At 42.1% G+C, this 23,252-nt stretch carries 27 protein-coding genes; 14 read left to right on the top strand and 13 right to left on the bottom strand.

What is annotated here, in order from left to right:
• The first annotated feature begins 8 nt into the window (after positions 1 to 8).
• Positions 9 to 611: a hypothetical protein gene (locus ABD772_RS12100; RefSeq protein ID WP_345104607.1), complete on the top strand. Its 603-nt coding sequence runs from the start codon at positions 9 to 11 to the stop codon at positions 609 to 611.
• Here ABD772_RS12100 and ABD772_RS12095 read toward each other — a convergent pair.
• Positions 608 to 1,252, bottom strand: coding sequence for a LysE family translocator (locus ABD772_RS12095; RefSeq protein ID WP_345104604.1), 645 nt, complete (start codon positions 1,250 to 1,252; stop codon positions 608 to 610). The genes ABD772_RS12100 and ABD772_RS12095 overlap by 4 nt on opposite strands.
• A 123-nt stretch (positions 1,253 to 1,375) precedes the next feature.
• Here ABD772_RS12095 and ABD772_RS12090 point away from each other — a divergent pair, with 123 nt between their 5' ends.
• Positions 1,376 to 1,837, top strand: coding sequence for an ABC transporter substrate-binding protein (locus ABD772_RS12090; protein ID WP_345104602.1), 462 nt, complete (start codon positions 1,376 to 1,378; stop codon positions 1,835 to 1,837).
• Here ABD772_RS12090 and ABD772_RS12085 read toward each other — a convergent pair.
• The gene (locus tag ABD772_RS12085; protein WP_345104599.1) at positions 1,834 to 3,912 is read right to left on the bottom strand and encodes a TonB-dependent receptor; all 2,079 of its coding nucleotides are present in this window, start codon (positions 3,910 to 3,912) and stop codon (positions 1,834 to 1,836) included. The genes ABD772_RS12090 and ABD772_RS12085 overlap by 4 nt on opposite strands.
• A 145-nt stretch (positions 3,913 to 4,057) precedes the next feature.
• Positions 4,058 to 4,579 carry an NADPH-dependent FMN reductase gene (locus ABD772_RS12080; RefSeq protein ID WP_345104596.1) on the bottom strand — a complete coding sequence of 174 codons (522 nt, stop codon included), beginning with the start codon at positions 4,577 to 4,579 and terminating at the stop codon, positions 4,058 to 4,060.
• Positions 4,580 to 4,832: 253 nt separating this feature from the next.
• Here ABD772_RS12080 and ABD772_RS12075 point away from each other — a divergent pair, with 253 nt between their 5' ends.
• From ABD772_RS12075 to lepB, 5 genes are all read left to right on the top strand, one after another.
• Positions 4,833 to 5,636: a ParA family protein gene (locus ABD772_RS12075; RefSeq protein ID WP_345104594.1), complete on the top strand. Its 804-nt coding sequence runs from the start codon at positions 4,833 to 4,835 to the stop codon at positions 5,634 to 5,636.
• A 1-nt stretch (position 5,637) separates the two neighbouring features.
• Entirely contained in the window at positions 5,638 to 6,570 is a 933-nt protein-coding gene (locus ABD772_RS12070; RefSeq protein WP_345104591.1) for a ParB/RepB/Spo0J family partition protein, read from the top strand.
• An 84-nt stretch (positions 6,571 to 6,654) separates the two neighbouring features.
• Complete coding sequence (locus ABD772_RS12065; protein WP_345104589.1) at positions 6,655 to 7,260, top strand: DUF5683 domain-containing protein; 606 nt, start codon at positions 6,655 to 6,657, stop codon at positions 7,258 to 7,260.
• 34 nt (positions 7,261 to 7,294) lie between these two features.
• Complete coding sequence (gene dapB / locus ABD772_RS12060; protein ID WP_345104586.1) at positions 7,295 to 8,041, top strand: 4-hydroxy-tetrahydrodipicolinate reductase; 747 nt, start codon at positions 7,295 to 7,297, stop codon at positions 8,039 to 8,041.
• A 33-nt stretch (positions 8,042 to 8,074) separates the two neighbouring features.
• Positions 8,075 to 9,211, top strand: a complete 1,137-nt coding sequence (gene lepB, locus ABD772_RS12055) for a signal peptidase I (protein ID WP_345104583.1) — start codon at positions 8,075 to 8,077, stop codon at positions 9,209 to 9,211.
• A 105-nt stretch (positions 9,212 to 9,316) separates the two neighbouring features.
• Here lepB and ABD772_RS12050 read toward each other — a convergent pair whose 3' ends face one another.
• The 7 genes from ABD772_RS12050 to rpmB all read right to left on the bottom strand — a co-directional run bounded on the left by ABD772_RS12050 (position 9,317) and on the right by rpmB (position 15,938).
• Positions 9,317 to 10,405 (bottom strand): Ldh family oxidoreductase, encoded by a 1,089-nt coding sequence (locus tag ABD772_RS12050; protein WP_345104580.1) that lies wholly within the window; start codon positions 10,403 to 10,405, stop codon positions 9,317 to 9,319.
• A gap of 363 nt (positions 10,406 to 10,768) precedes the next feature.
• Entirely contained in the window at positions 10,769 to 12,391 is a 1,623-nt protein-coding gene (bshC, locus tag ABD772_RS12045; RefSeq protein WP_345104577.1) for a bacillithiol biosynthesis cysteine-adding enzyme BshC, read from the bottom strand.
• A 186-nt stretch (positions 12,392 to 12,577) separates the two neighbouring features.
• The gene (gene rimO / locus ABD772_RS12040; protein WP_345104575.1) at positions 12,578 to 13,912 is read right to left on the bottom strand and encodes a 30S ribosomal protein S12 methylthiotransferase RimO; all 1,335 of its coding nucleotides are present in this window, start codon (positions 13,910 to 13,912) and stop codon (positions 12,578 to 12,580) included.
• 103 nt (positions 13,913 to 14,015) lie between these two features.
• Positions 14,016 to 14,981 carry a signal recognition particle-docking protein FtsY gene (ftsY, locus tag ABD772_RS12035; RefSeq protein WP_345104572.1) on the bottom strand — a complete coding sequence of 322 codons (966 nt, stop codon included), beginning with the start codon at positions 14,979 to 14,981 and terminating at the stop codon, positions 14,016 to 14,018.
• Positions 14,982 to 15,170: 189 nt separating this feature from the next.
• The gene (locus ABD772_RS12030; RefSeq protein ID WP_345104569.1) at positions 15,171 to 15,335 is read right to left on the bottom strand and encodes a DUF4295 domain-containing protein; all 165 of its coding nucleotides are present in this window, start codon (positions 15,333 to 15,335) and stop codon (positions 15,171 to 15,173) included.
• Between the two features lie 92 nt (positions 15,336 to 15,427).
• A complete protein-coding gene (gene rpmG / locus ABD772_RS12025) occupies positions 15,428 to 15,610 on the bottom strand; it encodes a 50S ribosomal protein L33 (RefSeq protein WP_345104567.1) in 183 nt (60 codons plus the stop codon).
• 94 nt (positions 15,611 to 15,704) lie between these two features.
• A complete protein-coding gene (rpmB, locus tag ABD772_RS12020; RefSeq protein WP_144247620.1) occupies positions 15,705 to 15,938 on the bottom strand; it encodes a 50S ribosomal protein L28 in 234 nt (77 codons plus the stop codon).
• 296 nt (positions 15,939 to 16,234) lie between these two features.
• Between rpmB and acs the strand changes: the two genes are divergently transcribed.
• The 7 genes from acs (at position 16,235) to ABD772_RS11985 (ending at position 21,883) form a co-directional block, all read left to right on the top strand.
• Positions 16,235 to 18,136 (top strand): acetate--CoA ligase, encoded by a 1,902-nt coding sequence (gene acs / locus ABD772_RS12015; RefSeq protein ID WP_345104558.1) that lies wholly within the window; start codon positions 16,235 to 16,237, stop codon positions 18,134 to 18,136.
• Between the two features lie 87 nt (positions 18,137 to 18,223).
• Positions 18,224 to 18,409, top strand: coding sequence for a CsbD family protein (locus ABD772_RS12010; protein ID WP_345104555.1), 186 nt, complete (start codon positions 18,224 to 18,226; stop codon positions 18,407 to 18,409).
• A 44-nt stretch (positions 18,410 to 18,453) separates the two neighbouring features.
• On the top strand, positions 18,454 to 19,227 hold the full coding sequence (surE, locus tag ABD772_RS12005; protein WP_345104552.1) for a 5'/3'-nucleotidase SurE: 774 nt from the start codon (positions 18,454 to 18,456) through the stop codon (positions 19,225 to 19,227).
• A gap of 11 nt (positions 19,228 to 19,238) precedes the next feature.
• Positions 19,239 to 20,348: a lipid-A-disaccharide synthase gene (lpxB, locus tag ABD772_RS12000; protein WP_345104549.1), complete on the top strand. Its 1,110-nt coding sequence runs from the start codon at positions 19,239 to 19,241 to the stop codon at positions 20,346 to 20,348.
• Positions 20,349 to 20,670: 322 nt separating this feature from the next.
• Positions 20,671 to 21,000, top strand: a complete 330-nt coding sequence (locus ABD772_RS11995) for an ArsR/SmtB family transcription factor (protein ID WP_345104546.1) — start codon at positions 20,671 to 20,673, stop codon at positions 20,998 to 21,000.
• A gap of 23 nt (positions 21,001 to 21,023) precedes the next feature.
• Positions 21,024 to 21,473: an SRPBCC family protein gene (locus ABD772_RS11990; protein WP_345104543.1), complete on the top strand. Its 450-nt coding sequence runs from the start codon at positions 21,024 to 21,026 to the stop codon at positions 21,471 to 21,473.
• The gene (locus ABD772_RS11985; RefSeq protein ID WP_345104540.1) at positions 21,470 to 21,883 is read left to right on the top strand and encodes an LIC_13387 family protein; all 414 of its coding nucleotides are present in this window, start codon (positions 21,470 to 21,472) and stop codon (positions 21,881 to 21,883) included. Before ABD772_RS11990 ends, ABD772_RS11985 begins: the two co-directional genes overlap by 4 nt.
• Positions 21,884 to 21,981: 98 nt before the next feature.
• Here ABD772_RS11985 and ABD772_RS11980 read toward each other — a convergent pair whose 3' ends face one another.
• Genes ABD772_RS11980 through ABD772_RS11970 form a run of 3 tightly spaced genes read right to left on the bottom strand, consistent with a single transcriptional unit; the run spans position 21,982 to position 22,521 of the window.
• Positions 21,982 to 22,131 (bottom strand): hypothetical protein, encoded by a 150-nt coding sequence (locus tag ABD772_RS11980; protein ID WP_345104537.1) that lies wholly within the window; start codon positions 22,129 to 22,131, stop codon positions 21,982 to 21,984.
• 33 nt (positions 22,132 to 22,164) lie between these two features.
• Positions 22,165 to 22,320: a hypothetical protein gene (locus ABD772_RS11975; RefSeq protein ID WP_345104534.1), complete on the bottom strand. Its 156-nt coding sequence runs from the start codon at positions 22,318 to 22,320 to the stop codon at positions 22,165 to 22,167.
• A 21-nt stretch (positions 22,321 to 22,341) separates the two neighbouring features.
• Entirely contained in the window at positions 22,342 to 22,521 is a 180-nt protein-coding gene (locus tag ABD772_RS11970) for a hypothetical protein (RefSeq protein WP_345104531.1), read from the bottom strand.
• Between the last annotated feature and the right edge of the window lie 731 nt (positions 22,522 to 23,252).

Genomic DNA, 23,252 nt, shown 5'->3' with positions numbered 1-23,252 from the left:
GTACTTTAATGAAAAGGTTTGTTTTTTTCCTGGTCTTATTTTTTACGTCCCGTCAATTTCTTCACGCTCAAACCCTCAATCCAAATTATTTAAAGGATGCTTACCGCAAGGGTTTTGTCGTGCCTAATAAAGACTCGATTTATTATCAGCGTTTATTTTTTAAAGCCCTTCCGTCAAACTTTAAAACCTTTTTCAGTTATTACGGGTGGGACGAAAAGAAGCAGATGGGGCGCCCTTTAACCGGTGTGCCACCCAATTATTTTAAGCGTATTTTTAACTCTACTGCTTACAGCCAGTTGGCAGTTATAAAAAAGATCATTGAGATATCAATAAACGGCATTTATTGTCCTGACGCCATTGGCAGCTTTCAGCGAAGCAGTTATGAATTCGCTGAGGCTCATAATGCTCAATTTGTAAACGAACTAAACGCATTTAGCAAGCCTGAGATTGTTTCGATGTGGAAGTTTTATTTCGACTACCCCAGTAGTTTCGTTCGCCGGTCTGTTTATAGTAAATTATGCAAAGTTACCGCCCTCAATAATAGAAGGATGGTTCCGTTAATTACCGAAGGATACGAAAAAGCTGTGGCCAAATGGGCGACGCATCATTAGTCTTTTACTTCGGCAACTTGCGCAGGCTTAACAGACAGGTAAATACGTTTTATCAGGTGATATCCGGCAAAACTGAAAAACAAAAGGGCGATGGCAGTATTAATGATCCTGGTACTTAATGCAAATTTGCTTTGGATATATTGTGCAAAACGGGCATACAGAAACAGGCAAAGAAATGCGCCGCCTGCCGAGCCGATGCTGAATATTGTAAGCGCCATATTTCCGTCTAATATCCATTGGTGCGTTATAAGATAGGTGCCGCATATCATCCAGAATGGTATTTGCATAGGATTCAAAAAGCCCAGCAGGACGCCATATTTAATGCTGTCGTGCTCTTTGTATTTAGTTTGGGGTGGTTTCTTGCGATGAAGCCAGGTAACAATACCCAACACTAAGAATAACGCAAACATTACCCAATCAATTACCACATCCAGATGTACCTGTTCTGACAGCCATTTGGCCGCATGCATAATAAAAAACGTGAAAAAGAATTCTACACATGAAAAGGTAATGCTGAATTGCATAGCTTGTTTAAAACCACGATTTATGGTAATGCGAACAAGCGTAAGGTTTATGTTTCCTGGCGGGATATAACCTATAAAGTTAGCTATAAGCCCAAGGAAAACGGTCAGAAATATCATAAGCGTCAAAGATAAGTTTTGCAGCTGCAGATATGCAAATGTGTGGGTATGCAGGCCTTGTTATTTAATATAAGGATTTGACAACAGGTTTTAGCAAACATAAAAAATGCGCAACTTTGCAGCATGACATCATTAACCGAAGAACAACAGGAGCGCCTGGATATCATCAAACATAAACTCAAGTTTATAGAGCAAAAACCTAAGGTGGCTTTTGTAAAAACCCTGGAGCCGTTAGCTCTGGCGGCTGACGAAATAGTGAAGATTGTCAATATGGCGGGCGGTAGTTTGATTGAAGGGGATGAGCAAACGTTGTTTGCTCTTAATCCAGACGTTGTTATACTGATGCCCGATGATATGCCCATCGCACAAACTATGACCAATATCGATCGGCTATTGCAATTACCGGGTTTTACAGAGTTACAGGCAATAAAAAACAATCGCCTGTATATTGTTAGCGGGGATATATTCTTGGACGATTCAACCGAAAATAGAGTAGAAGCCACGGAACTACTGGCTGAGATACTCTATCCCAAACAATTCATATTTGGCTATGAAGGTAACGGTTGGATCAGATTCACGATCTAAAACTTCACATTAAATCCGCCATAGTAGTTGCGCAATGCTGATGGGTTGTAAAAACGATTACCCACCGCATCCAGATCTGCGCCCAGATTATAATATTCATTCAACAAATTATCTATTCCAGCAAAGACTTCCAGTCGGGTTTTATTGCCTATCTGGTGCTGCCAGCCAACTTTTGCCTGCACCAGGTTATAGTGCGGTGCATAAAAAGTATTAGCCTCATTTAAAGGTATGCGGGCGGTAGCGTTGTATTGCGCATACAGATATAACGATTGCGGAAATTTTACCTGCGCGCTGGCTACACTAACATCGCGCGGTACACCGGTTAGCTCATTGCCTGTATAGCCCCTGGTAGCGTCATGATAATTGCCGAAAGTAAACTTACTCAACGTAAATGATTCGCTGATCTGCAGGCCGCGTATAAACCCGCTATCGTTAGGCTTGATGATCCAATCGCTGAAATATAACTCTAAACCCGGCTGTTTGATATCGCCGGAGTTGGTATAATACTCGGTACCGTCATCGTTAAGGCGGCGTACAATGGCGTTATTCAGGTGATAGTAAAATGCAGATACGTCCAGTAAAACGCTTTCATCATTGCTACGCAGACGGAAGCCGGTTTCATAATTCCAACCAAACTGTGCTTGTAACGAGGTGTTAATTATGTTGTTTGATGGCCTGATCTCTGCCGAAGTTGGTGTTGAATAACCACGGCTGGTTGATGCCCTCCACACAAAGTTATTAGTGATCTGGTATGATAATGCTATACGCGGCATTACCTGGGGCGAGAAAGTTTGCTTGGTAAACGCCGTCTGCATTTGTGGGTATACGTTTCTGAAATCGTACCCATAAAAGTTTAAGCTGGCGGCAGCCTCAACATGAAGGCGGTTAGCTACAGTCTCCTCATAACGTGCGAAAAAGAAATGGGTGCCGGTGTTCACCTTATCCAAACTCTGCGCAGTATCACGCACGCCAAAGCGGTTGCCATAATCATTATTGTCAGCATTAGTTTGCGACCACTCCATACCGACATTGGCTTTCCAGCTGAAATTGCTTTTTTGCTGGCCGGCAAACTCAAAGTAAGTGCGCATGCCGTAAGTGCGCTCATAGCGCTGCTCGTAGTTGGTTATAAACGGATTGGTAAAATCAACATAAGTACCATACACCGCAAATACGTTGCGGATACGGTCTGTAATGTGCCACTCGTTCACTACGCCGCCATAAGTCATTTTATTAGTGATGCCGGCATGCTGGGCTATTGCACCAGGGACGAAAGGAGTAGAAGGCCGAGCCATCCGTGGGTTGGTAGCAACCTGGGCCAGCGTAAGTCCGCCGGGTGTTTCGTAATTCAGGTCTGAATAAAAACCAAGCACTTTTATAGAATTAACACCCCCATAAGTAAGCTTATCACTCAGCTGAAAATAATGTCGGTACATATCGCTGTGCACTCGGTACCCATGATAAGTCTGATAAGACTGGTTAAAATTAAACTGGTTGTTTTTGCTGACATTTTGCAAGCCGGCATTCTCATGCACCAGGCCGTATGATCCGCCGGTAAAACCCGCCGTTACAAAGTTGCTCTTATCAAAGCGGTTGACCGGGCTAATCAAAACTACTCCACCAGAATTAGCGCCAAACAGACTGCCGTCAGGTCCTTTCAATACTTCAAGACCTTGTACGCTGTTAAAATCAATGGTATTAAGATAGGTATTGCCACCGGCGTCCGTTAATGGCAGCTCGTCGTAATAAATTTTGACATCGCGTATGCCAAATGGCGACCTTAACAAACTGCCCCTCACAGAAAGACGATAGCTACCCGGCGAACGCTCTTCCATGCGTACGCCGGGAACTGTATTCATTACCGATACCAGGGAAGCGTCGGGCTGCAACTTAAGTTGCCCGGCAGTTATTACGCTCACTGATGCAGGTACGCTCAATAATGGTTTTTCTGACAGATAGCCCTGGACAGTTACTGTATTTAACTTATTAGTATCAGGTTTTGTAGCATGGCGAGCACTCTGCGCGATGGCAGCGAAGCTTGCCAAAATTAAAATTGCAGCAAGAGTAGTTTTTAGCACGGTTAAATATGAGTTGAATATTAACCAAAAATAGTCCTTCGGTTAATAAAAAGGACTATTCTGATTGTAAGATGTTAGATACGAAAACTATTGTACACTTATTGACCAGATACTCTTATCAGCGTTATCAGCTATCAGTATGCACTTAAAACCTGACAAACTTATCTATTTGCTCATTGGTGAACTTTACTGTATCCTCTTTAAATAGGTCGCCTTCCTCGTTGATCTCGGTTTTAATATTAGCTATATGCAGTTTTAACGGCATGATGTTTAAATGCACATAATGGCACACGCCGGTAAAATGATCTATTCCGCGGATGTTCCCATATTTACCCGATGATATGCCTACTAAAGCGGCTTTTTTGTCATAAAAACTATAAGGGAAAGTACAGGCATCAACAAATACTTTTAATGCTCCCGGGAAGCTGCCGTTATATTCGGGAATTATGAAAATGAATTTATCAGTAGCGTCAACAATGTCCTGAATAACCTGGAATTCGGCGCTGCGTTTTCCATATAAGTCTGTAGCCAAAACGTTGGGCGGCAACTGTTCTAACGATAAAAGTTGCGTTTCGGCACCTTTTTCAGTTAATGTTTTTTGATAGTACCGCGCCACTTTAAGTGTCGAACTGCCCGGCCGGTTGGTAGATGATATGATGGTAATCATTTTTAATAAGTGAATTATCGCATGGCCGAATGATACCTGGAAAAGCTTTGAATTAATGAATTGTAAAAAATATTTACTCAAACGCTCATTCTATAACCATTCCACATTAATATGTTTGTAAATCGGCCAAAACTGTGGATTTCTACATTGTTTAAATCTATATCTTAGCGCTGATAAAAGTTCCCCGAAGGTAGAAATTTATCTTTCTATTTTTCGTTGTACTAGACACTGTTATAAATTTTAGAGATTTAGAATGAGCAAAATAATTGCATTAGCCAATCAAAAGGGCGGTGTTGGTAAAACCACATCTTCCATAAATCTGGCTGCAAGTTTAGCCGTATTAGAGTACAGAACCTTGTTAGTTGATGCAGATCCGCAGGCTAATGCTACGTCTGGTATAGGCTTCGATCCGCGCAATGTGAAAAACAGTATTTATGAGTGTATCATTAATGAAGTTGATCCGAGCGAGGCTATCATAAAAACCGATACTCCAAATCTTGACCTACTGCCTGCACATATTGACCTGGTAGGGGCCGAGATCGAGATGATCAACCTGGATAACCGGGAGTATAAAATGCAGGAAGTTTTTAATAAGGTGCGCGACGATTATGATTTCATCATCATTGACTGCTCGCCGTCTTTAGGTTTGATCACCATTAATGCTTTAACCGCTGCTAACTCGGTAATTGTACCTGTACAGTGCGAATACTTTGCGTTAGAAGGATTGGGCAAGCTGTTAAATACTATAAAAATTGTACAGAACCGCCTAAACCCTCAGTTAGAGATTGAGGGTATATTATTAACGATGTATGATGTAAGGCTACGCCTTTCAAACCAGGTTGTCGAAGAGGTGAGGAATCACTTTGAAGAAATGGTATTTGAAACCATCATACAACGCAATACCCGCTTAAGCGAGGCGCCAAGTTTTGGTTTATCGGTAATTATGCACGATGCAACGTGTAAAGGGGCTATCAATTATCTTAACCTGGCCCGCGAAGTGATACGTAAAAATGGTTTAGTGAAGGATGAATTAGCGGAAACTACAGAAACAGCATAAAATGAGTGCAGAAAAAAGGAATGCTTTAGGCAAGGGGTTGAGCGCACTGTTAAATGATTCTGAAAATGTACTTCCCTACAAAAAATCAAATAACACAAACGGTAGCAACGCTAATATAGGTGCAGTGGCTTCTGAGGTTAATCCTCTTGGCTCGGTTAATGAAATTAAGATAGCTGAGATTGAGGTTAACCCTTTTCAGCCACGTACAGAGTTTGATGAACAGGCCCTGGCCGATTTGTCGGCTTCGATCAAATTGCAAGGGCTTATCCAACCTATTACGTTAAGAAAAGTTAGTGCTAATCATTATCAACTAATATCGGGCGAACGCCGGTTACGGGCTTCAAAACTGGCAGGGCTAACGCAGATCCCGGCTTACGTGCGTACCGCGAATGACCAGCAAATGCTGGAAATGGCACTAATTGAAAACATTCAGCGCGAAAACCTGAATGCCATTGAAGTAGCGCTTAGCTTTCAACGGATGTTAGACGAGGTAGGGCTTAAGCAGGAAGAATTAGGCGAGCGTGTCAGCAAAAACCGGTCTACCGTAAATAACTATTTACGCTTATTAAAATTACCGCCAACCATACAAGCCTCAATTCGCGATGGCGAGTTAAGTATGGGCCACGCCAGGGCTTTGATCACTGTCGAAGACCCGGCGCAACAATTATATTTGCATAAACATATCATTGAGCAGGGTTTATCCGTTCGTAAAGTGGAAGAGATGGTACGCGATTTGCAAAAAGGACGTACAAAAAAGGAAGGAAAGCAACCCGAGCCGGTATCGTTTCAGTTTCAGAAGATTCAGGACGATCTTGCCTCTAAGTTTAGCTCGCAGGTTAAATTAAAGGTGAACAATCAAGGTAAAGGTATTATTGAAATTCCTTTTTTATCCGAGGATGATCTTGCCCGCATACTTGAAATGTTGGACTGGTAACTTATGCAGAAATACCTTTTTATAACTGGCTTTATAATAGCTTTCGCTTTTTCAGCGCGCGCGCAGACACCTGTTAACCCAACCATGCCGGCAAAAAGTAAGGCCGACAGCTTGCAGGAAAAACGCGATTCGGTAAAGTCAAAGCCCTTTGTGCCCAAAATAGCGACAAGCCCAAAACTATATCATCCCGATAGTTTGCACAGCCCTACCAAAGCCTGGCATCGCTCGGTTATTATTCCCGGATGGGGCCAGGTTTATAACCGGCAGTATTGGAAAGTGCCTATTATTTATACCGGTTTTACCTTGTTGGTATTGATGTACCGCTTTAACCAGGATCTGTATACGCAGGATTTAGCTATTGCACGCTATCGCGCCCGCGGTACGCAGCCCGCTCCAGGCGACAAATATTATCAGCTTTATCAAAACTATGTAGGATACCCTGATCAGTCTATTACAGATGCAACCAGAGGTTACGCGCGCTACCGCGATTTAGCTGTATTGATTTTTGTTGCCGGCTGGGGTATACAAACCATTGACGCGTATGTGGATGCTAAGTTTAAGCATTCTTATTCAATGGACAGCGATTTCAGTGTTAAGCTTAGGCCCACGTTGATTAATTCGCCGGTTTATGCGCAAACTTTAGGCGATGTTTTTATTCCGGGTTTAAAAGTTACCTTTACACTTCCATAAAGCAGGTTATATTTGCCTGTCAAAACAACGAAGAATGAAAATTGCATTATTAGGTTACGGCAAAATGGGCAAGATTATCGAAAAAATCGCGCTCGACCGTAAACATGAGATCGTATTGAAAATTGATTACGATAACCAGCAAGACCTAACTACCGAAAATCTGCAAAAAGCCGACGTGGCTATTGAGTTCAGTACACCGGGTACTGTGCTGGCCAATATAAATCATTGCTTTGATGCAGGGTTGCCTATAGTAGTAGGCACCACCGGCTGGCACCAGCAAATAACCGAAATAAAACAACGATATAACAACAGCGATAACGCATTTATTTACGGTACCAACTTTAGTGTGGGCGTAAATATATTTTTCCATGTCAATAAGGTTTTGGCAAAACTGATGAATAATCATCCGTATTACGATGTGCAGGTTGAAGAAATTCATCACCTGCAAAAACTGGACTCGCCCAGTGGTACGGCAATTACCATCGCCGAAGGCATTATAGATAATTTAGATCAGAAGAAGCAATGGATAAATATTTTGACAGATGCCAATAACCCGGTTGAAGATAATGCCAAGGCAGAGGATGTGCTGATCGAGTCTCACCGCATTGACAGCGTGCCAGGCACTCATACTGTAATTTATGATTCGGAAGTTGATACTATAGAGATCAAACATACGGCTCATAATCGCAATGGATTTGCGTTGGGCGCAGTTTTGGCGGCCGAATGGATAAAAGGCAAGAACGGCTTTTACTCGGTAGAGGATATGTTTGATTTATCCTGATAATAAACTACTTTAAGCATATTTTTAAAGATAATGAACTGGAAATTCTGGAATAAAAAAAACACCAAAACCAAGGCTAAAAAGAAATCAAAAACCCGCGAATGGGCAGATGCCATTGTATTTGCAGTAATAGCCGCTACCATAATACGTACGTTTTTAATTGAGGCTTATACTATCCCCACGCCGTCAATGGAAAGATCGTTACTTGTAGGAGATTTTCTGTTTGTGAGCAAAATAAACTATGGTGCGCGTACGCCAATGACACCTATATCTTTTCCGTTTGCACATCATACCATGCCTTTGATAAATACCAAAGCATATTGGGATGGCTGGGAACTGGGCTATCACCGTTTGCCCGGATTAAGCGAGGTGAAAAAGGGCGATGTTGTCGTATTCAACTATCCGATGGATGCCGATTCTCCATATTTCAGGCCGGTCGATAAACGGGAGAATTATATCAAACGTTGCCAGGGCACGCCCGGCGATACGTTGAGTGTTGTCAAAGCGCAGGTATATATAAATGGTAAAGCCGCTCCAAACCCGCCCGAAAGCCAGTTGGATTACACAGTTACCTCTAAGACGCCTTTAAACCCGGATGTGGAAGATGAACTTCATATTCAGCGGTATGAACAGAATCCGTATCCTTTCATGACTCAGGATTCTTATAATGCACTTAAGGGTTATTCAGGGGTTACTGTTACCCCGAATATCAGACAACCGGGAGAACCGGATTACGTGTATCCAACTAATCCGCAGCATCCGGTTGGTCCGCCAAGCTTAGATTTGCCGGGCAAGCCTCATGATTACCATTGGAACGTAGATAACTACGGCCCGATTATTATCCCTAAGAAAGGCTGGACTGTAAAATTGGATAGTGTGACTTATCCTCTTTATGAGCGGTGTATTGCTGTTTATGAAAATAATAAGGTACAGGTTATAGGCAGCGATATTCTGATCAACGGTAAAAAAGCCGATAGCTATACCTTTAAAATGAACTATTATTGGATGATGGGCGATAATCGCCATGATTCTGACGACTCACGTTTCTGGGGCTTTGTACCGGAGGATCACATTGTAGGAAAGGCCCTTTTTATATGGCTAAGCCTGGACGATCAGGCTTCATTTCTCGGTAAGATCAGATGGAGCAGATTCTTTAAAATAATTCATTAGACCCCTTCTTCTGAGGGGAAGTATAGATACAAAAAAGCGGCTTGGTAATTACCGAGCCGCTTTTTTTGTATCTATAATCAAGCTAACATTCCCCAAGTCCTCCTTTTAGAGGGAGGGCGGGGTAAGCGGAGCGACATTCAATTTGTCTGCCACCTCATGTAAATCTTTTACTACCGCGTCAACTATAGGTATGCCGTTTTTTCGTCTGTCCTGTTCAGCGTAATATTCAGGTTCGCCGGGAATGATTACCCCTTGATCGGGATTAATAGGAGACGCTGATTTAAAGCGCGATACCCAATTATCCATATGCTCCTTAAACTCATTTACCGGGCGAAAACCATCTACCCGCATAGCACCTAAAAAGTGGCCAATACCGGTGCCCACCGGGTCGGCAGGTGGTTCGAGGAATGATACGAATGGCGGTACCCACGGCCCATAATTAGCACCCGATAATACAGCCGATAAAATGTCTACCGTAGCGCTCAAGCCAAACCCCTTGTGGCTTCCATGTTCATAATCGCTACCTAAAGGAAGAAGTGAGCCCCCGCTTTTTAAGGCGTGCGGGTCGGTAGTATACCCTCCTGTTGCGTTTTGTACCCACCCTTCTGGCACTGGTTTGCGTGCGCGTTGGGCAATCTCTAATTTGCCATTGGCAGCAGCAGATGTCGCCATATCCACAATTACCGGCGGATATTTACCTGCCGGAAAGGCGTAGCACATAGGGTTGGTGCCCAACATACGTTCGTTTGAAAAAGTGGGCGCAACCAGCGGACTGGCATTGGTCATGGCAAAGCCAATCATATCTTTTTGCACGGCCATTAGTGCATGATAACCCGCGATACCAAAGTGGTTAGAATTGCGAATAGATATCCATCCGGAACCATACTGCTCAGCTTTTTGGATAGCCACTTTCATGGCAAAGGGAGCAACAACCAAACCTAAACCTGCATCGCCATCAATGGTAGCAGTGGTTGGTGTTTCATGTACTATTTTGATGGCAGGAGTGGCATTAATGCGCTGCTTTTGCCAAAGGCGCACATAACCGGTTAGCCTTGCAACGCCATGCGAGTCAATTCCGCGCATGTCAGACAGTAATAACACATCCGCAGCCAGCGCAGCATGCTCTTTGCTGCAACCCATGGCCAGGAAAACGTTCTCGGTAAAATTTCTTAAGGTAGATTCAGAGACGATCATCTGCAAATATAGTATGATCGTCTCTAAGTGCTTTGTTATTTCAGGGTTATTTTCCGGATTCTGTATTGGTCTGCTACATAAACGTTGCCCGCATTATCAACTGTTATAGCACCACCAGTAGTAAAGCCTGCTGTAAATTGGTCGCCGTCTTCGTGACTTTTACCAATAGCCTTCCTTGCGATAATGCTTATTGTGCCTGTGACATGATTAATAAAGGGATGTTATGGTTGGCGTTGAATCTACAGGCGTTTCTGTGCCATTATCTGATTTGTTAGGATTTGGATTGTTGGTTTTTGAACAACCTATGATATTGAGAAGTACCAGGGCAGAAAGCTAACAAAAATCGTCTTCCAGCCAAACTAATTACGCCTCGGTCAGCACCGCAAATTCAAAATCCAAAGGCTCAAAACGGCGGATCAGCTCGTCAATAAAAGCCTGCCCCCACTTAACGTAGAGCAAACCAAAGTTTTCGTTACGCTCCTGTAAACTGCCACCGGGGAATAATTCGGTTTTAATATGATCTATTTGCTCTAAGCGGGTATGATAGTTTTGCTTTTCGGCACGGATCAATTTCTTTTCCAAATTATCTATCGATTTTTTTAAGCGTGTTTGAACTGCCTCGGTTGATGGGCCGAGTGTTGGGTCGATCTGGATGGCTTTTTGTTTAAGCTGATCAAAAATAGCGGTCAGTCCGGCCCATTCGGTTTTTAACGACAGCTCGTGGTCGCTGTGTTTTTTAATCCAATAATTTTTAAGGACTTCGGTAGGTTTAAACAAATCAGCAGGAGTGAGCTCCATCCGCTTGATTTTGGCTGCCGATTCTTTACGTATAACCAATCCGGAATTACGCAATATCAGTATTGGGAAATTAACCCCATAATGTTCGAAGTTTGACTTTAGTTCTAACCAATAAACCACTTCTGCACCACCGCCGATGTACGCAATATTCGGCAAAATGCACTCTTGATATACCGGACGCATTACCACGTTCGGACTAAACCTTTCGGGGAAAGATTTTATTTCCTGTTTCAGTTCGGCTTCTGTAAAAGTGATCTCAGTATTTAAAACTTTATATTGGTCGTCTTCAAAAATCAAACGCTCGCGCAATGTGCCTTTTAAATAAAAGAAGTTGATCTCCCGCGGGTTTACTTGTATGTGCACACCCAACTTTACTAACCCTTCATTAGTAGCGCTGATATTTTTGAAGCTATTTTGTTCGATAATGTCTTTCTCAATAATTTGAGCGAACTGCTTTTTGAATCCGCGGTTATCTGCATCGATAATTACCAGGCCGTATTGACCAAACAATTCATTCACTAAATAGCGGGTAGCATCAGCCAGTCTATCGAAATTAGTGTAAGCAGTTTCCACTATCTTACCTAAATCGGCCGAAAATCCATTGATCCCCAACACCCCTTTATATTGATTAAGCGCCTGGCGCATCGTTTCCGGGTGGATACGCCCGGTGGCACCGGAAGCATCGTGCCACCAGTGAACTTTTTTACCGCCTATGGTGGTGTAGTTTATCTCTGCAAAATCGTGATCCTCTGACGCCATCCAATAAACCGGTACAAAGTTTTTGTCTGGAAATTTTTCTTTGAGCTGCTGCGCCAGTTTAATCGCAGTAACTATTTTATAAATAAAATACAGCGGACCGGCAAAAATATTTAACTGGTGACCGGTGGTAATGGTATAAGTATTCTCCTGCCTTAAACTATTAATGTTTTGCCTTACCTGTTCAGATATACCAAACAGCGGGTCCCAGATGCGGGCATATCTAACAATGATCTGGTATTGATCTGTTAACGTATCTGCTAATAGCTGGCGGTCGGCGATAACTTTTTTGTTTTTTAGCAGTTCGGCAAAACCTTCAAGAGTGGGACGGTGGTTATAAAAAGGTCTTAATTCTGGTTTGTCTTCCAGGTAGTCGACAACCGTTGGAGAAAAGTATCCGGTTTCTTTATAGCTTATACAGGCAACGTCCATTGGTCAAATGTAAAATCATTTAACTTTATACACAATGGGTTTGTTTTATTTTACAATAAAGAAACGGAAGGATAGTTATAAAAGAAATGTCGCTTCGGCCAACGGGAGAACTATTCTCTTGAGCGTAGCGAAGAATCTATACATGTGCTAAACCGGCGTGACTATCCGTGCACAGATCGGCGATTCTTACCTCACTATATGTCCATAAAGATCGAAATCCTCCGCTGAGTCAACCTTAACATTTACAAAACTGCCGATGGTTGCATAGTCAACGGCGGCGTCTATCAGTACCTCATTATCAACTTCCGGCGAATCAAATTCAGTACGGCCAACAAAGTAGGGTCCGTCTTTTTTGTCAATCAATACTTTGAACGTTTCGCCGATCTTTTCCTGATTTTTTTCGAACGATATTTCCTGCTGCATTTCCATGATCGTATCGGCTCGTTGTTGTTTAATTTCCTCGGGCACGTCGTCAATCAACGAATGAGCATGTGTTTTCTCTTCGTGCGAGTAAGTAAAGCACCCCAGGCGGTCAAACTTAGTATCTTCAACCCACCGCAGCATCTCTTCAAAGTCACGTTCGGTTTCGCCCGGATAGCCGGTAATCAGCGTAGTACGCATTGCGATGCCCGGCACGCGATTGCGTATTTCATTGACCAGGTCAATGGTTTTTTGTTTAGTGGTGCCGCGGCGCATTGATCTCAGCATGTTATCGCTGATATGCTGGAGTGGCATGTCCATATATTTGCAGATATTTTCGCGCTCGTTCATTACCTCCAGAATTTCCATCGGAAAACCTGAAGGATACGCATATTGAAGGCGAATCCATTCAATACCATTGACGTCTGACAAGCGACGAAGCAATTCGTCCAGGTTTCGTTTACCATATAGGTCAAGACCGTAATACGTCAGGTCCTGGGCGATCAATATCAACTCTTTGGTGCCATTTTTAGCTAATTTTTGTGCATCCTTAACCAAATCCTCAATCGGTGTAGTCAAGTGCTTACCACGCATCAACGGAATAGCGCAGAACGAGCAAGGGCGGTTGCAGCCCTCGGCAATTTTAAAGTAAGCAAAGTGAGACGGTGTGGTCAGCAAACGCTCGCCAATGAGTTCATGCTTATAGTCGGCACCTATAGATGACAGTAAGTTCTGCAGGTCATTAGTGCCAAAATAGGCATCGACACTGGTTAATTCGGCTTCCAACTCGGGTTTATAGCGTTCAGATAAGCATCCGGTAACAATAACCTTACCCACTTTGCCCTGATCTTTCAGCTCGCTGTATTGCAGAATGGTATCTATGGATTCTTGTTTAGCGTTGTCAATAAACCCGCAGGTATTGATGACAATAATATCATCCTTACTCACTTTATTAGCCTCATGCACCACATCAAAAGCATTACCTTTTAATTGGCCAGCCAAAATCTCAGAGTCGTACACGTTCTTAGAACAGCCTAAGGTTACAACATTTACGCGTGGCTTCTTGGGTTGGATAGGCTTGATTACTTCTTTCGTCCTCATGTATCTTTTTCACTTTTTGTCATCCTGAGCGATAGCGAAGAGCTGAAAACTATGGATTCGCCGCTGGGCAATTCTTCGCTATCGCTCAGGATGACAAACTATTCTAATTTTTAAACAGACTATCAACAAATGCTTTACGATCAAACAATTGTAAATGATCAAGGCCTTCGCCGACGCCGATATATTTTACGGGTATTTTAAACTGGTCTGATATACCTATTACTACACCACCTTTAGCGGTGCCGTCCAGTTTGGTTAATGCCAGAGCGTTAACGGCGGTAGCTTCGGTAAATTGTTTGCATTGCTCAATAGCGTTCTGACCGGTTGATGCATCAAGCACCAGTAATATTTCATGCGGAGCACCGGGTACTACCTTTTGCATTACGTTTTTTATTTTGGTCAGCTCGTTCATCAGTCCTACTTTGTTATGCAAACGGCCTGCCGTATCAATTATTGCCACATCATCACCATTGGCTGTAGCCGATTTTAAAGTATCATAAGCCACAGACGCCGGGTCTGACCCCATCGCCTGGGCTACTACTTTAACATCCACGCGTTCACCCCAAAGTTTAATCTGATCTACAGCCGCGGCACGGAAAGTATCAGCCGCGCCAAGCACTACCTTGTTACCGGCAGCTTTTAGTTTATGAGCCAGTTTGCCAATAGTTGTAGTTTTGCCAACACCGTTAACACCCACAACCATTATTACATAAGGTTTATGGTCGCCGTATTCAAAGCTTGAAAAATCATTACTGTTGTTTTCGGCCAGCAGTTGTTGTATTTCGTCGCGCAGTAAAGTGTTCAAGTCGGCAGTGCTTACGTATTTATCGCGTGCAACGCGTGCCTGTATACGGTCGATGATCTTTAGCGTGGTTTGCACGCCCACATCTGATGTTACCAGTACTTCTTCCAGCTCATCAAGCACGTCGTCATCGACGGTTGACTTGCCGGCAATTACTTTGGTAATTTTTGAAAAAAAGTTGTCCTTGGTTTTTTCTAAACCTGTATCAAGCGCCTCCTGCTCTTGCGGTGTGCTTTCTTTTTTCTTAAAAAAATCAAATAGTCCCATGCGTACGGCCCCTCCCAACCTCCCCAGGGGGAGGAGAGATATTTTATTAATTTATTAAGTATAAATGTAGCTTTTGTTTTTAAATCTCCATGTTAACCCCCTCTCTTTTGGAGAGAGGGCCGGGGAGAGGTAAACAAAAAAAGCCCTCTCGTTAATACAAGACGGCTTTTATGCTTTTAACAAAGTTAATTATTGAGCTTTCGACTGAGCGATCGCGTCTTTTACGTGATCGTTATGAACGATAACCTCTTTGAATGAATAAGCACCGGTTTTTGGCGACTTAGTCATTGTGATAACTTTTGAATATTCTTTACCCTGACCAGTTTTTAGGGTTGCAACTACTTTCTTTGCCATGTTTCTTTAATTATTGAATGAGTGAATTATTGAATGAGGTGAATGTGGTTTTATTAATAAACTTAATCAAACCAATCACCTAATCAACCAATTTACTTAATTTCCTTGTGAACAGTAACTTTCTTTAAAACCGGGTTGAATTTTTTCAACTCTAATCTTTCAGTTGTGTTCTTTTTATTCTTGGTAGTGATGTAACGAGACATACCTGGCAAACCAGTTGCTTTATGCTCTGTACATTCTAATATTACCTGAACTCTATTACCTTTCTTAGCCATCTCTTTTTAATTATTGAATGAGCGAATGAGTGAATGAGTGATTTGATGAAGTGTATCACAACTAATCACCAATCTTCAATCTCTAATCTTTCTACTATATATATCCTTTTTTTACAAACTTGTTGATACAAGCTGTTATCCCGTTTTTGCTGATAGTTTTAACAGCTGATGTAGATACTTTTAAAGTAATCCATTTATCTTCTTCAGGGATATAAAACTTTTTAAGTTTAAGGTTTGGATGAAACCTGCGTTTAGTTTTGCGGTTAGAGTTAGAAACGTTGTTACCAACTATTGACGCTTTTCCTGTTAAATCACAAATTCTTGACATGACAATTGTTTTTAAAACCCTTTTATTAAAGGGATTGCAAATATCAGGATTTTAAGTGGAATAGACAATACTGTTTTTAAAATATTTTGAAAAAATATAATTCGGCATTGTAATTTGACGGGAATGCTTAATTACTGCGCCGGGATGCGCTCTCTGCGCCACACGCATCTGGGGCAGCGCCGCACTTAGCGCAACATTATTTAATGGGTATTTAACCCCATTGCAAACAAACCATTTCCAATAAAATGTATTTTTTATAGATAAATCACTAATTTTCGCTCACCAATTACCCAATTATGAAAATTACCTCTTTTGAGCACTACAAGGAAGTTTATAAATATAGTGTTGAACAGCCCGAAGCATTTTGGGCCGGTATAGCCGATACTTTCAAATGGAGAAAAAAGTGGGATAAGGTTTTAGAATGGAACTTTAAGGAACCCCGGATTAAATGGTTTGAAGGTGCTAAATTGAATATTACGGAGAACTGCCTTGATCGCCATCTGGATACTATAGGTGATAAAGCTGCCATTATCTGGGAACCAAACGACCCGAAAGAGGATCATCGCATACTCACCTATCGTCAATTGCATGATAAAGTTTGCCAGTTTGCTCATGTGCTTAAAAACAATGGCGCAAAGAAAGGCGACCGTATATGTATTTATATGCCGATGGTACCCGAACTGGCTATTGCATTGTTAGCCTGCGCCAGGATTGGGGCAATCCACTCGGTGGTATTTGGTGGATTCTCCGCACAATCCATAGCCGACAGAATACAGGATGCTGATTGTAATATCGTGATCACCGCTGATGGTAGTTTTAGGGGTAATAAGGAAATTTCATTGAAATCAATCATTGATGATGCTTTGGTAACTTGCCCGTCGGTGCAACGAGTTATCGTGCTTACCCGTACACGTACACCGGTTGCCATGATCAAAGGGCGCGATGTTTGGTGGGAAGATGAGATAAAAAAAGTAGAAACCCAGGGAACCAAAGAATGCCCTGCCGAGGAAATGGACGCTGAGGATATGCTATTTATCCTTTATACCTCAGGTTCAACAGGTAAACCCAAGGGTGTGGTGCATACCTGCGGCGGTTATATGGTATATACCGGGTTTACTTTCGACACCACTTTTCAATATCAGCCCGACGAAATTTATTTCTGTACGGCAGATATTGGATGGATAACCGGCCACTCGTATATTGTTTACGGGCCGCTATCGCAAGGCGCTACTTCGCTCATGTTTGAGGGCATACCAACTTATCCAAGCCCGGGCAGATTATGGGATATAGTTGATAAATTTAAGGTTAACATTATATATACCGCCCCAACGGCTATACGCTCATTAATGAGTTTTGGCGATGATCCGCTAAAGGCTAAAGACCTGAGCTCGGTAACCAAGCTGGGGTCCGTAGGCGAACCTATTAATGAAGAAGCCTGGCATTGGTTTGACGAAAAGATAGGTCATGGCCGATGCCCATTGGTCGATACCTGGTGGCAAACAGAAAACGGTGGCCACATGATAAGTGCTATTGCCGGCGTGACACCGTTAAAACCTGGCTATGCCGGTTTGCCGCTACCCGGTGTACAACCCGTATTAGTAGACGAAACAGGAAAGGTGATTGAAGGTAACAGTGTAAGCGGAAACCTTTGTATCAAATTCCCGTGGCCGGGCATGCTGCGCACTACTTATGGCGACCATGAGCGCTGCCGTCAAACCTATTTTGCCGCTTATCCGGATATGTATTTTACAGGCGATGGCTGCTTGCGCGATGAGGAAGGTTATTACCGAATTACCGGCCGTGTGGACGATGTACTGAATGTATCCGGTCACCGTATTGGTACAGCCGAGGTAGAGAACGCTATTAATATGCATAGTACGGTGGTTGAGTCGGCTGTTGTTGGTTATCCGCATGATATTAAAGGGCAGGGTGTATATGCATTTGTGGTAGCGCCTAATAAAAAGGATGACGAAGAATTAACCCGTAAGGATATCATGATGACAGTATCGCGTATTATAGGTGCAATTGCCAAACCGGATAAGATCCAGTTTGTAAGTGGTTTGCCTAAGACACGTTCTGGTAAGATTATGCGGCGGATATTGAGAAAAATTGCCGAAGGCGATACTTCTAACTTAGGTGATGTGTCGACTTTGCTTGATCCGGCAGTGGTCGATGAGATCAAAGCTGGAGCGCTGTAGCGTCAAGGTTAAGAGAGAAGATATTGGAATATTCTAAACTTTAACTTGCCTGCGCTTGTTGCTTATATATAGCAAATTGAAAAACATATGAGCGATTTAAAATTAAGAGGCGGCTGGAACGAGCTGAAAGGAAAAATAAAACAAGCTTACGGCGACTTGACAGATGATGACCTGATCCGCGAAGAAGGGAAAGACGACGAGCTATTAGGCAAGCTACAGCAGAAAACCGGCAAAGGCCGCGATGAACTGGTAAAATGGCTTAACGAATTGTAAATAAAAAGGCTCCTTTCGAGGAGCTTTTTTAATTTTGAATTGTAATGACAAACACGAAGCCTAATATATTAGTTGTAAACGACGATGGCATAACCGCCCCTGGTATCAAAGTGCTGATGCACGTGATGAAAGACTTGGGCCGTGTAGTAGTAGTAGCGCCTGACAGCCCGCAATCTGGCATGGGGCACGCTATCACTATAGGTAAACCTTTACGATTGGATAAGGTTGACATTTATGAGGGTATCGAAATGTACGCCTGCTCGGGCACTCCGGTCGATTGTGTTAAGTTGGCGGTCACCAAAATATTTAAGGGTAAAAAGCCTGATTTGTGTGTGTCGGGTATTAATCACGGTTTGAACAATGGCATTAACGTATTATATTCGGGTACCATGTCTGCAGCAGTTGAGGGCGCTATTGAGCGTATTCCATCCATTGGTTTCTCGTTGGATGATTACACTATGCAAGCTGATTTCAGCCACTGCGCCAAATATGTAAAAGAAATAGCACAGCAGGTATTGGCTAACGGCTTGCCAACCGCAACTTTACTTAATGTAAATTTCCCTGCAGGTGCCCACGTGAAAGGTATTAAAATATGCCGCCAGGCCAATGCTAAATGGGCCGAAGAATTTGATGAGCGCCTTGATCCCTACAAACGTCCATATTATTGGCTTAGCGGTGTATTTCAACTGAATGACCGTGGAGAGGATACTGACTCGTGGGCTTTAGAGAACAACTATGTGTCGGTAGTCCCTATCCAGTTTGATATGACGGCTCATCATGCCATCCCTTTGTTAAATAGCTGGAAGTTTAATACTTAAAGACGCGTGCAATGAGATACTATCTGGTAGTCGGCGAGGCTTCGGGCGATTTGCACGGGGCCAACTTAATGAAGGAGCTGAAAAAGCTTGACCCACAAGCCGAATTTCGCTTTTTTGGCGGCGACTTGATGCGTGCACAGGGCGGCACGCTGGTTAAACATTATGCCGACATGTCCTTTATGGGTTTTTTTGAGGTGATAGCTAACCTGCGCACCATCTTGAAAAATCTTGCTTTTTGTAAAAAAGATATTGCAGGCTACCAACCGGATGTACTGATCCTGATTGACTTTCCCGGCTTTAATTTAAAGATTGCAGCCTTTGCCAAAGACCGTGTATTGCCGGTATATTATTATATATCGCCAAAGGTTTGGGCCTGGAACCAGAAGCGCGTTCTAAAAATAAAAAAAGTTGTTGATTACTTGTTTTGCATACTGCCGTTTGAAGTTGACTTTTACCATGGCTGGGGTATGAAGGTTGATTATGTAGGTAACCCGCTGCTGGATGCAGTAGCCGCATTTAAACCGGATACTGCCTTTATGGAAAAAAACAATCTGGGCAAAAAGCGGATCATTGCCTTGCTACCCGGCAGCCGCAAGCAAGAAATTAATTATTTGCTACCAGATATGCTGGCAGTAGCCGACCAGTTTCCAGATTACCAGTTTATAATAGCCGGCGCGCCTTCATTCACTGCCGGTTACTATCAGCGATACGTTAAAGGCCGTGACATCCAGGTGCTGTTCAATGCTACTTATGACATCTTGACCAACGCACATGCGGCTATCGTAGCGTCGGGTACTGCTACACTGGAGGCCGCTTTATTTAATGTGCCGCAGGTGGTTGTTTATAAGGGAAACAATATCTCTATAGCCATTGCGCGCATGGTGGTTAAGATCAAATTTATATCGCTGGTGAATTTGATTGTTGATAGAGGTATCGTCAAAGAACTGATCCAGGAAGATTGCAACCCAATAGCAATCGGCGCAGAGATGGATTTAATATTGAATGATGAGAATTACCGCGACGAAATGTTAGCTAATTACGATGCACTCGATGAAAAAATGGGCGCACCCGGTGCTTCTGCTACAACGGCGGCGTTGATCGTGAAGTATGCTAATGCTTAAAAGCCAACATAGTAATGTTTCACTTTAATTGAAACATCTAAAACGCTTTTTGGCTAAATATTAATAACCACGTACTTATTTAATTAAAGTGAAACACTTAGAGCAGAATAAAGCTTTAGCAAAATGCTGTTAAGTGGTTGTGAAATAAGTGACTATGTGGTTTCTTGCTGTTCGAAATCCGGAGCAAAACACCCGGAGTAACAAGGCCTTTTTTACAGGCGGGCAGATTTTTGACTTCTGATTTATCTGACAAAAAAATATTGTAAATATCAAAACTATTGGTAAGTTTGTACTTACGGTAAGTAAATGCTTACCAATAACTATGCAAACAGCCGAAAACTATGATCAGGCGTTTAATGCACTCGGTGATCCAACACGCAGAGCAATCTTCGAAAAGCTACAACAGGGCCCGTTATCGGTTGTTCATATTGCAGATGGTCTGCCTGTTAGTCGGCCAGCGGTATCGCAACACCTTAAGGTACTAAAAGAGGCCAAACTCATCAGTATCCAACAGCAAGGCACCCGTAGCATTTGTGAGTTGAACAAGGAAGGAATATTGGCTATGCGAAATTATCTGGATAAATTTTGGGATGACGCGCTTGAGGCTTTTAAAGCACTGGCCGAAAAGGAAGAAAGGTTAGACAACAATTAAAGCGAAAGAAAATGACCGAAACTATGACATCAATCAGAAAAGAACTCCTGGTAGAGGCCTCACAGGAGACAGCCTTTAATGTATTTACTACAAAAATGGGTCTTTGGTGGCCGAAGAGTCATCATATCGGAACCGCGCCAATGGTTAAATTATCATTAGAAAACCAGCTCAATGGTCGTTGGTATTCCACACACGAAGATGGAAGCGAGGTGGAAATTGGCTATGTGTTGGTTTGGGATCCCTATAACCTGTTAGTGCTCAACTGGCAGATTAATGGAGATTTTAAGTTTGATGATCAGCTCACTACAAGAGTTGAGGTCCAATTTATTGCCGAAAGCCCCACAACAACCCGGGTCATACTTCAGCACCACGATCTGAATAAACTTGGCAGCGGCAAAACCATACAAATGATGGATGAGGGATGGGGCATGATCTTCAATCTGTATAAAGATCTGACGAATCAATTGGCATGAGCGCAAAATTATCACTTCGTATCGCGGCTGTATTAATACTGCTGCATGCATTTGGCCATACTTTTGGAACGCTTGGGTGGAAAAAAGCGCCTAACGCACAAGTAGGCAATGTCATTAATGATATGCAAAACATCCATTTTCAATTTATGGGCCGGCAAGTATCTTTTGCAAACTTTTACGAGGGCTATGGCATAAGTATGATTTTTGTGCTGCTGCTGGTAGCAGCGCTGTTATGGCATTTTTCTTATAGTATACAGGCGAAGCCGATAGCTTTTTTAACCATTTTTCTACTATTGCTGGCATTTACAGAATATGTATATTTTTTTTCCTTCGCCGCTGCATTTTCTTTATTGGCCGGTGTATGCGCAGGGTTAAGTTTGTTGCAAAAATCTAAAAAGGCAACCCCGTAAAGGCGCAAAACCAATTCAAAAAAATAGAGCCTTACAAATTGCAGGGCTCTATTTTTTTCATAGGTAGTAAATTTTTATAGGTAGATGTATATGATTGATCAGGCAGCTTGTTGTGCAGCTGGCTGGTTGTTGCTGATGAACTGACCTTTTTCTTTGAAAGCTTTAAGGTCTTGCATTAACAATGCTTTTAACTCGTTATCGTAACGGATTAACAATTTGCTGGTTGCTGGTTTCTGTGAAGTTTTCATAGGTAGATGTGTACTAGGTTAATAATTTATAATCTAAGCAACAGACAATTGCTCGTTTCTGATCGCTCTTAAAAATTGACTTTTTGCGCCTTTTAACATTTTTAGATCATTCATTATGATCTCTCTGAGTTGGTTGTCAAACTGAGCAACTAATTTACTCACTGCTGGTTTCTGGTTAATGGTTTTCATAATGTATGTTTTAATGTCTTGTTATTTTGTTTTGTCTTTTTGATCATCATCTTCAGTTAAATTGTCGTGGCGACGTTTAGCTTCTTTGTATTGTCTTAGCAGTTGCTCTTTATCGCGCTCGTCGGTAGGCTCGGTCGGATCCTTAGGATTTTCCCATTCTTTTTCTTTAGCCTCGCCGGGTTTTTTATCTTCAACAATCATATAATAGTTGATGGTTGATAAACACTATTCCAATTAAGTGCCAAGAATTTAAAATCCTCTATAAAAAGCCATCAACAAATCTGAAATATTTTACAATGTTGTGTAAAATGCTGAAAATCAGTATATATTAACACGGTGGTAAAATATGCAGAATTTTAAAAGTGTATAGAAAACCAGAATTCAGAAATTTTTAAAAGTACTTAAGAGTGTACAATTTTAGGCTTGTTTTGTATCTTTTTGCGATTGGCCAAATGCAAAATCGTGGCAATAGTCGAAACGGCCATGCTTAATATACGCCATTCCATTGATAAAGATGCCAAAGTTGGGTAGCTACAAAAATGTAAAACCATTTTAACATACATGTTAGTACTAAGCAATAATTTAGCGCTGCGTTAAATACGTTGGTCGAATGATATTAACAGACCTATTATCTGTCAAAAAAATATGAAAAAATATTTTTTTTCATGGCAACATAATTTTGGTAACAAATGGATCGAAAATTGGTCTAAAAGAATAAAAATGCAACGATGTTTGACATTTTTTAGCTATTTGGTGTAAAAAGGGGCTAAAAAATAAGTCCAAGGTGTTCTGGGTGAGTCATTTTGGGTAAAAATTGTTCTGTGAAGGTTGTAAATTGTAAAAAATCTCAAATAATTAACACAATGCTAACGTTTTGTTTAATAAATTGAGAATGTGATAGGCGGCCTATTCGTTTTGACAAAAAAATTACA

This window comes from Mucilaginibacter panaciglaebae, assembly GCF_039539265.1.
Lineage (GTDB): Bacteria > Bacteroidota > Bacteroidia > Sphingobacteriales > Sphingobacteriaceae > Mucilaginibacter > Mucilaginibacter panaciglaebae.
The sequence above is the reverse complement of the archived record's forward strand: the minus strand, read 5'-3'. Positions and strand labels throughout refer to the sequence as shown.

Coding starts and splice junctions, on each gene's coding strand:
- ABD772_RS11985 (WP_345104540.1), top strand. CDS start 21,470: ATGAGCGCAAAATTATCACTTCGTATCGCGGCTGTATTAATACTGCTG.
- rpmG (WP_345104567.1), bottom strand. CDS start 15,610: ATGGCTAAGAAAGGTAATAGAGTTCAGGTAATATTAGAATGTACAGAG.
- ABD772_RS12090 (WP_345104602.1), top strand. CDS start 1,376: ATGACATCATTAACCGAAGAACAACAGGAGCGCCTGGATATCATCAAA.
- ABD772_RS11975 (WP_345104534.1), bottom strand. CDS start 22,320: ATGAAAACCATTAACCAGAAACCAGCAGTGAGTAAATTAGTTGCTCAG.
- ABD772_RS11990 (WP_345104543.1), top strand. CDS start 21,024: ATGACATCAATCAGAAAAGAACTCCTGGTAGAGGCCTCACAGGAGACA.
- dapB (WP_345104586.1), top strand. CDS start 7,295: ATGAAAATTGCATTATTAGGTTACGGCAAAATGGGCAAGATTATCGAA.
- ABD772_RS11995 (WP_345104546.1), top strand. CDS start 20,671: ATGCAAACAGCCGAAAACTATGATCAGGCGTTTAATGCACTCGGTGAT.
- ABD772_RS12070 (WP_345104591.1), top strand. CDS start 5,638: ATGAGTGCAGAAAAAAGGAATGCTTTAGGCAAGGGGTTGAGCGCACTG.
- surE (WP_345104552.1), top strand. CDS start 18,454: ATGACAAACACGAAGCCTAATATATTAGTTGTAAACGACGATGGCATA.
- ABD772_RS12065 (WP_345104589.1), top strand. CDS start 6,655: ATGCCGGCAAAAAGTAAGGCCGACAGCTTGCAGGAAAAACGCGATTCG.
- lepB (WP_345104583.1), top strand. CDS start 8,075: ATGAACTGGAAATTCTGGAATAAAAAAAACACCAAAACCAAGGCTAAA.
- rimO (WP_345104575.1), bottom strand. CDS start 13,912: ATGAGGACGAAAGAAGTAATCAAGCCTATCCAACCCAAGAAGCCACGC.
- lpxB (WP_345104549.1), top strand. CDS start 19,239: ATGAGATACTATCTGGTAGTCGGCGAGGCTTCGGGCGATTTGCACGGG.
- ABD772_RS11980 (WP_345104537.1), bottom strand. CDS start 22,131: ATGAAAACTTCACAGAAACCAGCAACCAGCAAATTGTTAATCCGTTAC.
- ABD772_RS11970 (WP_345104531.1), bottom strand. CDS start 22,521: ATGATTGTTGAAGATAAAAAACCCGGCGAGGCTAAAGAAAAAGAATGG.
- ABD772_RS12010 (WP_345104555.1), top strand. CDS start 18,224: ATGAGCGATTTAAAATTAAGAGGCGGCTGGAACGAGCTGAAAGGAAAA.
- ABD772_RS12080 (WP_345104596.1), bottom strand. CDS start 4,579: ATGATTACCATCATATCATCTACCAACCGGCCGGGCAGTTCGACACTT.
- ABD772_RS12030 (WP_345104569.1), bottom strand. CDS start 15,335: ATGGCAAAGAAAGTAGTTGCAACCCTAAAAACTGGTCAGGGTAAAGAA.
- ABD772_RS12100 (WP_345104607.1), top strand. CDS start 9: ATGAAAAGGTTTGTTTTTTTCCTGGTCTTATTTTTTACGTCCCGTCAA.
- ABD772_RS12050 (WP_345104580.1), bottom strand. CDS start 10,405: ATGATCGTCTCTGAATCTACCTTAAGAAATTTTACCGAGAACGTTTTC.
- acs (WP_345104558.1), top strand. CDS start 16,235: ATGAAAATTACCTCTTTTGAGCACTACAAGGAAGTTTATAAATATAGT.
- ABD772_RS12075 (WP_345104594.1), top strand. CDS start 4,833: ATGAGCAAAATAATTGCATTAGCCAATCAAAAGGGCGGTGTTGGTAAA.
- ABD772_RS12095 (WP_345104604.1), bottom strand. CDS start 1,252: ATGATATTTCTGACCGTTTTCCTTGGGCTTATAGCTAACTTTATAGGT.
- bshC (WP_345104577.1), bottom strand. CDS start 12,391: ATGGACGTTGCCTGTATAAGCTATAAAGAAACCGGATACTTTTCTCCA.
- rpmB (WP_144247620.1), bottom strand. CDS start 15,938: ATGTCAAGAATTTGTGATTTAACAGGAAAAGCGTCAATAGTTGGTAAC.
- ftsY (WP_345104572.1), bottom strand. CDS start 14,981: ATGGGACTATTTGATTTTTTTAAGAAAAAAGAAAGCACACCGCAAGAG.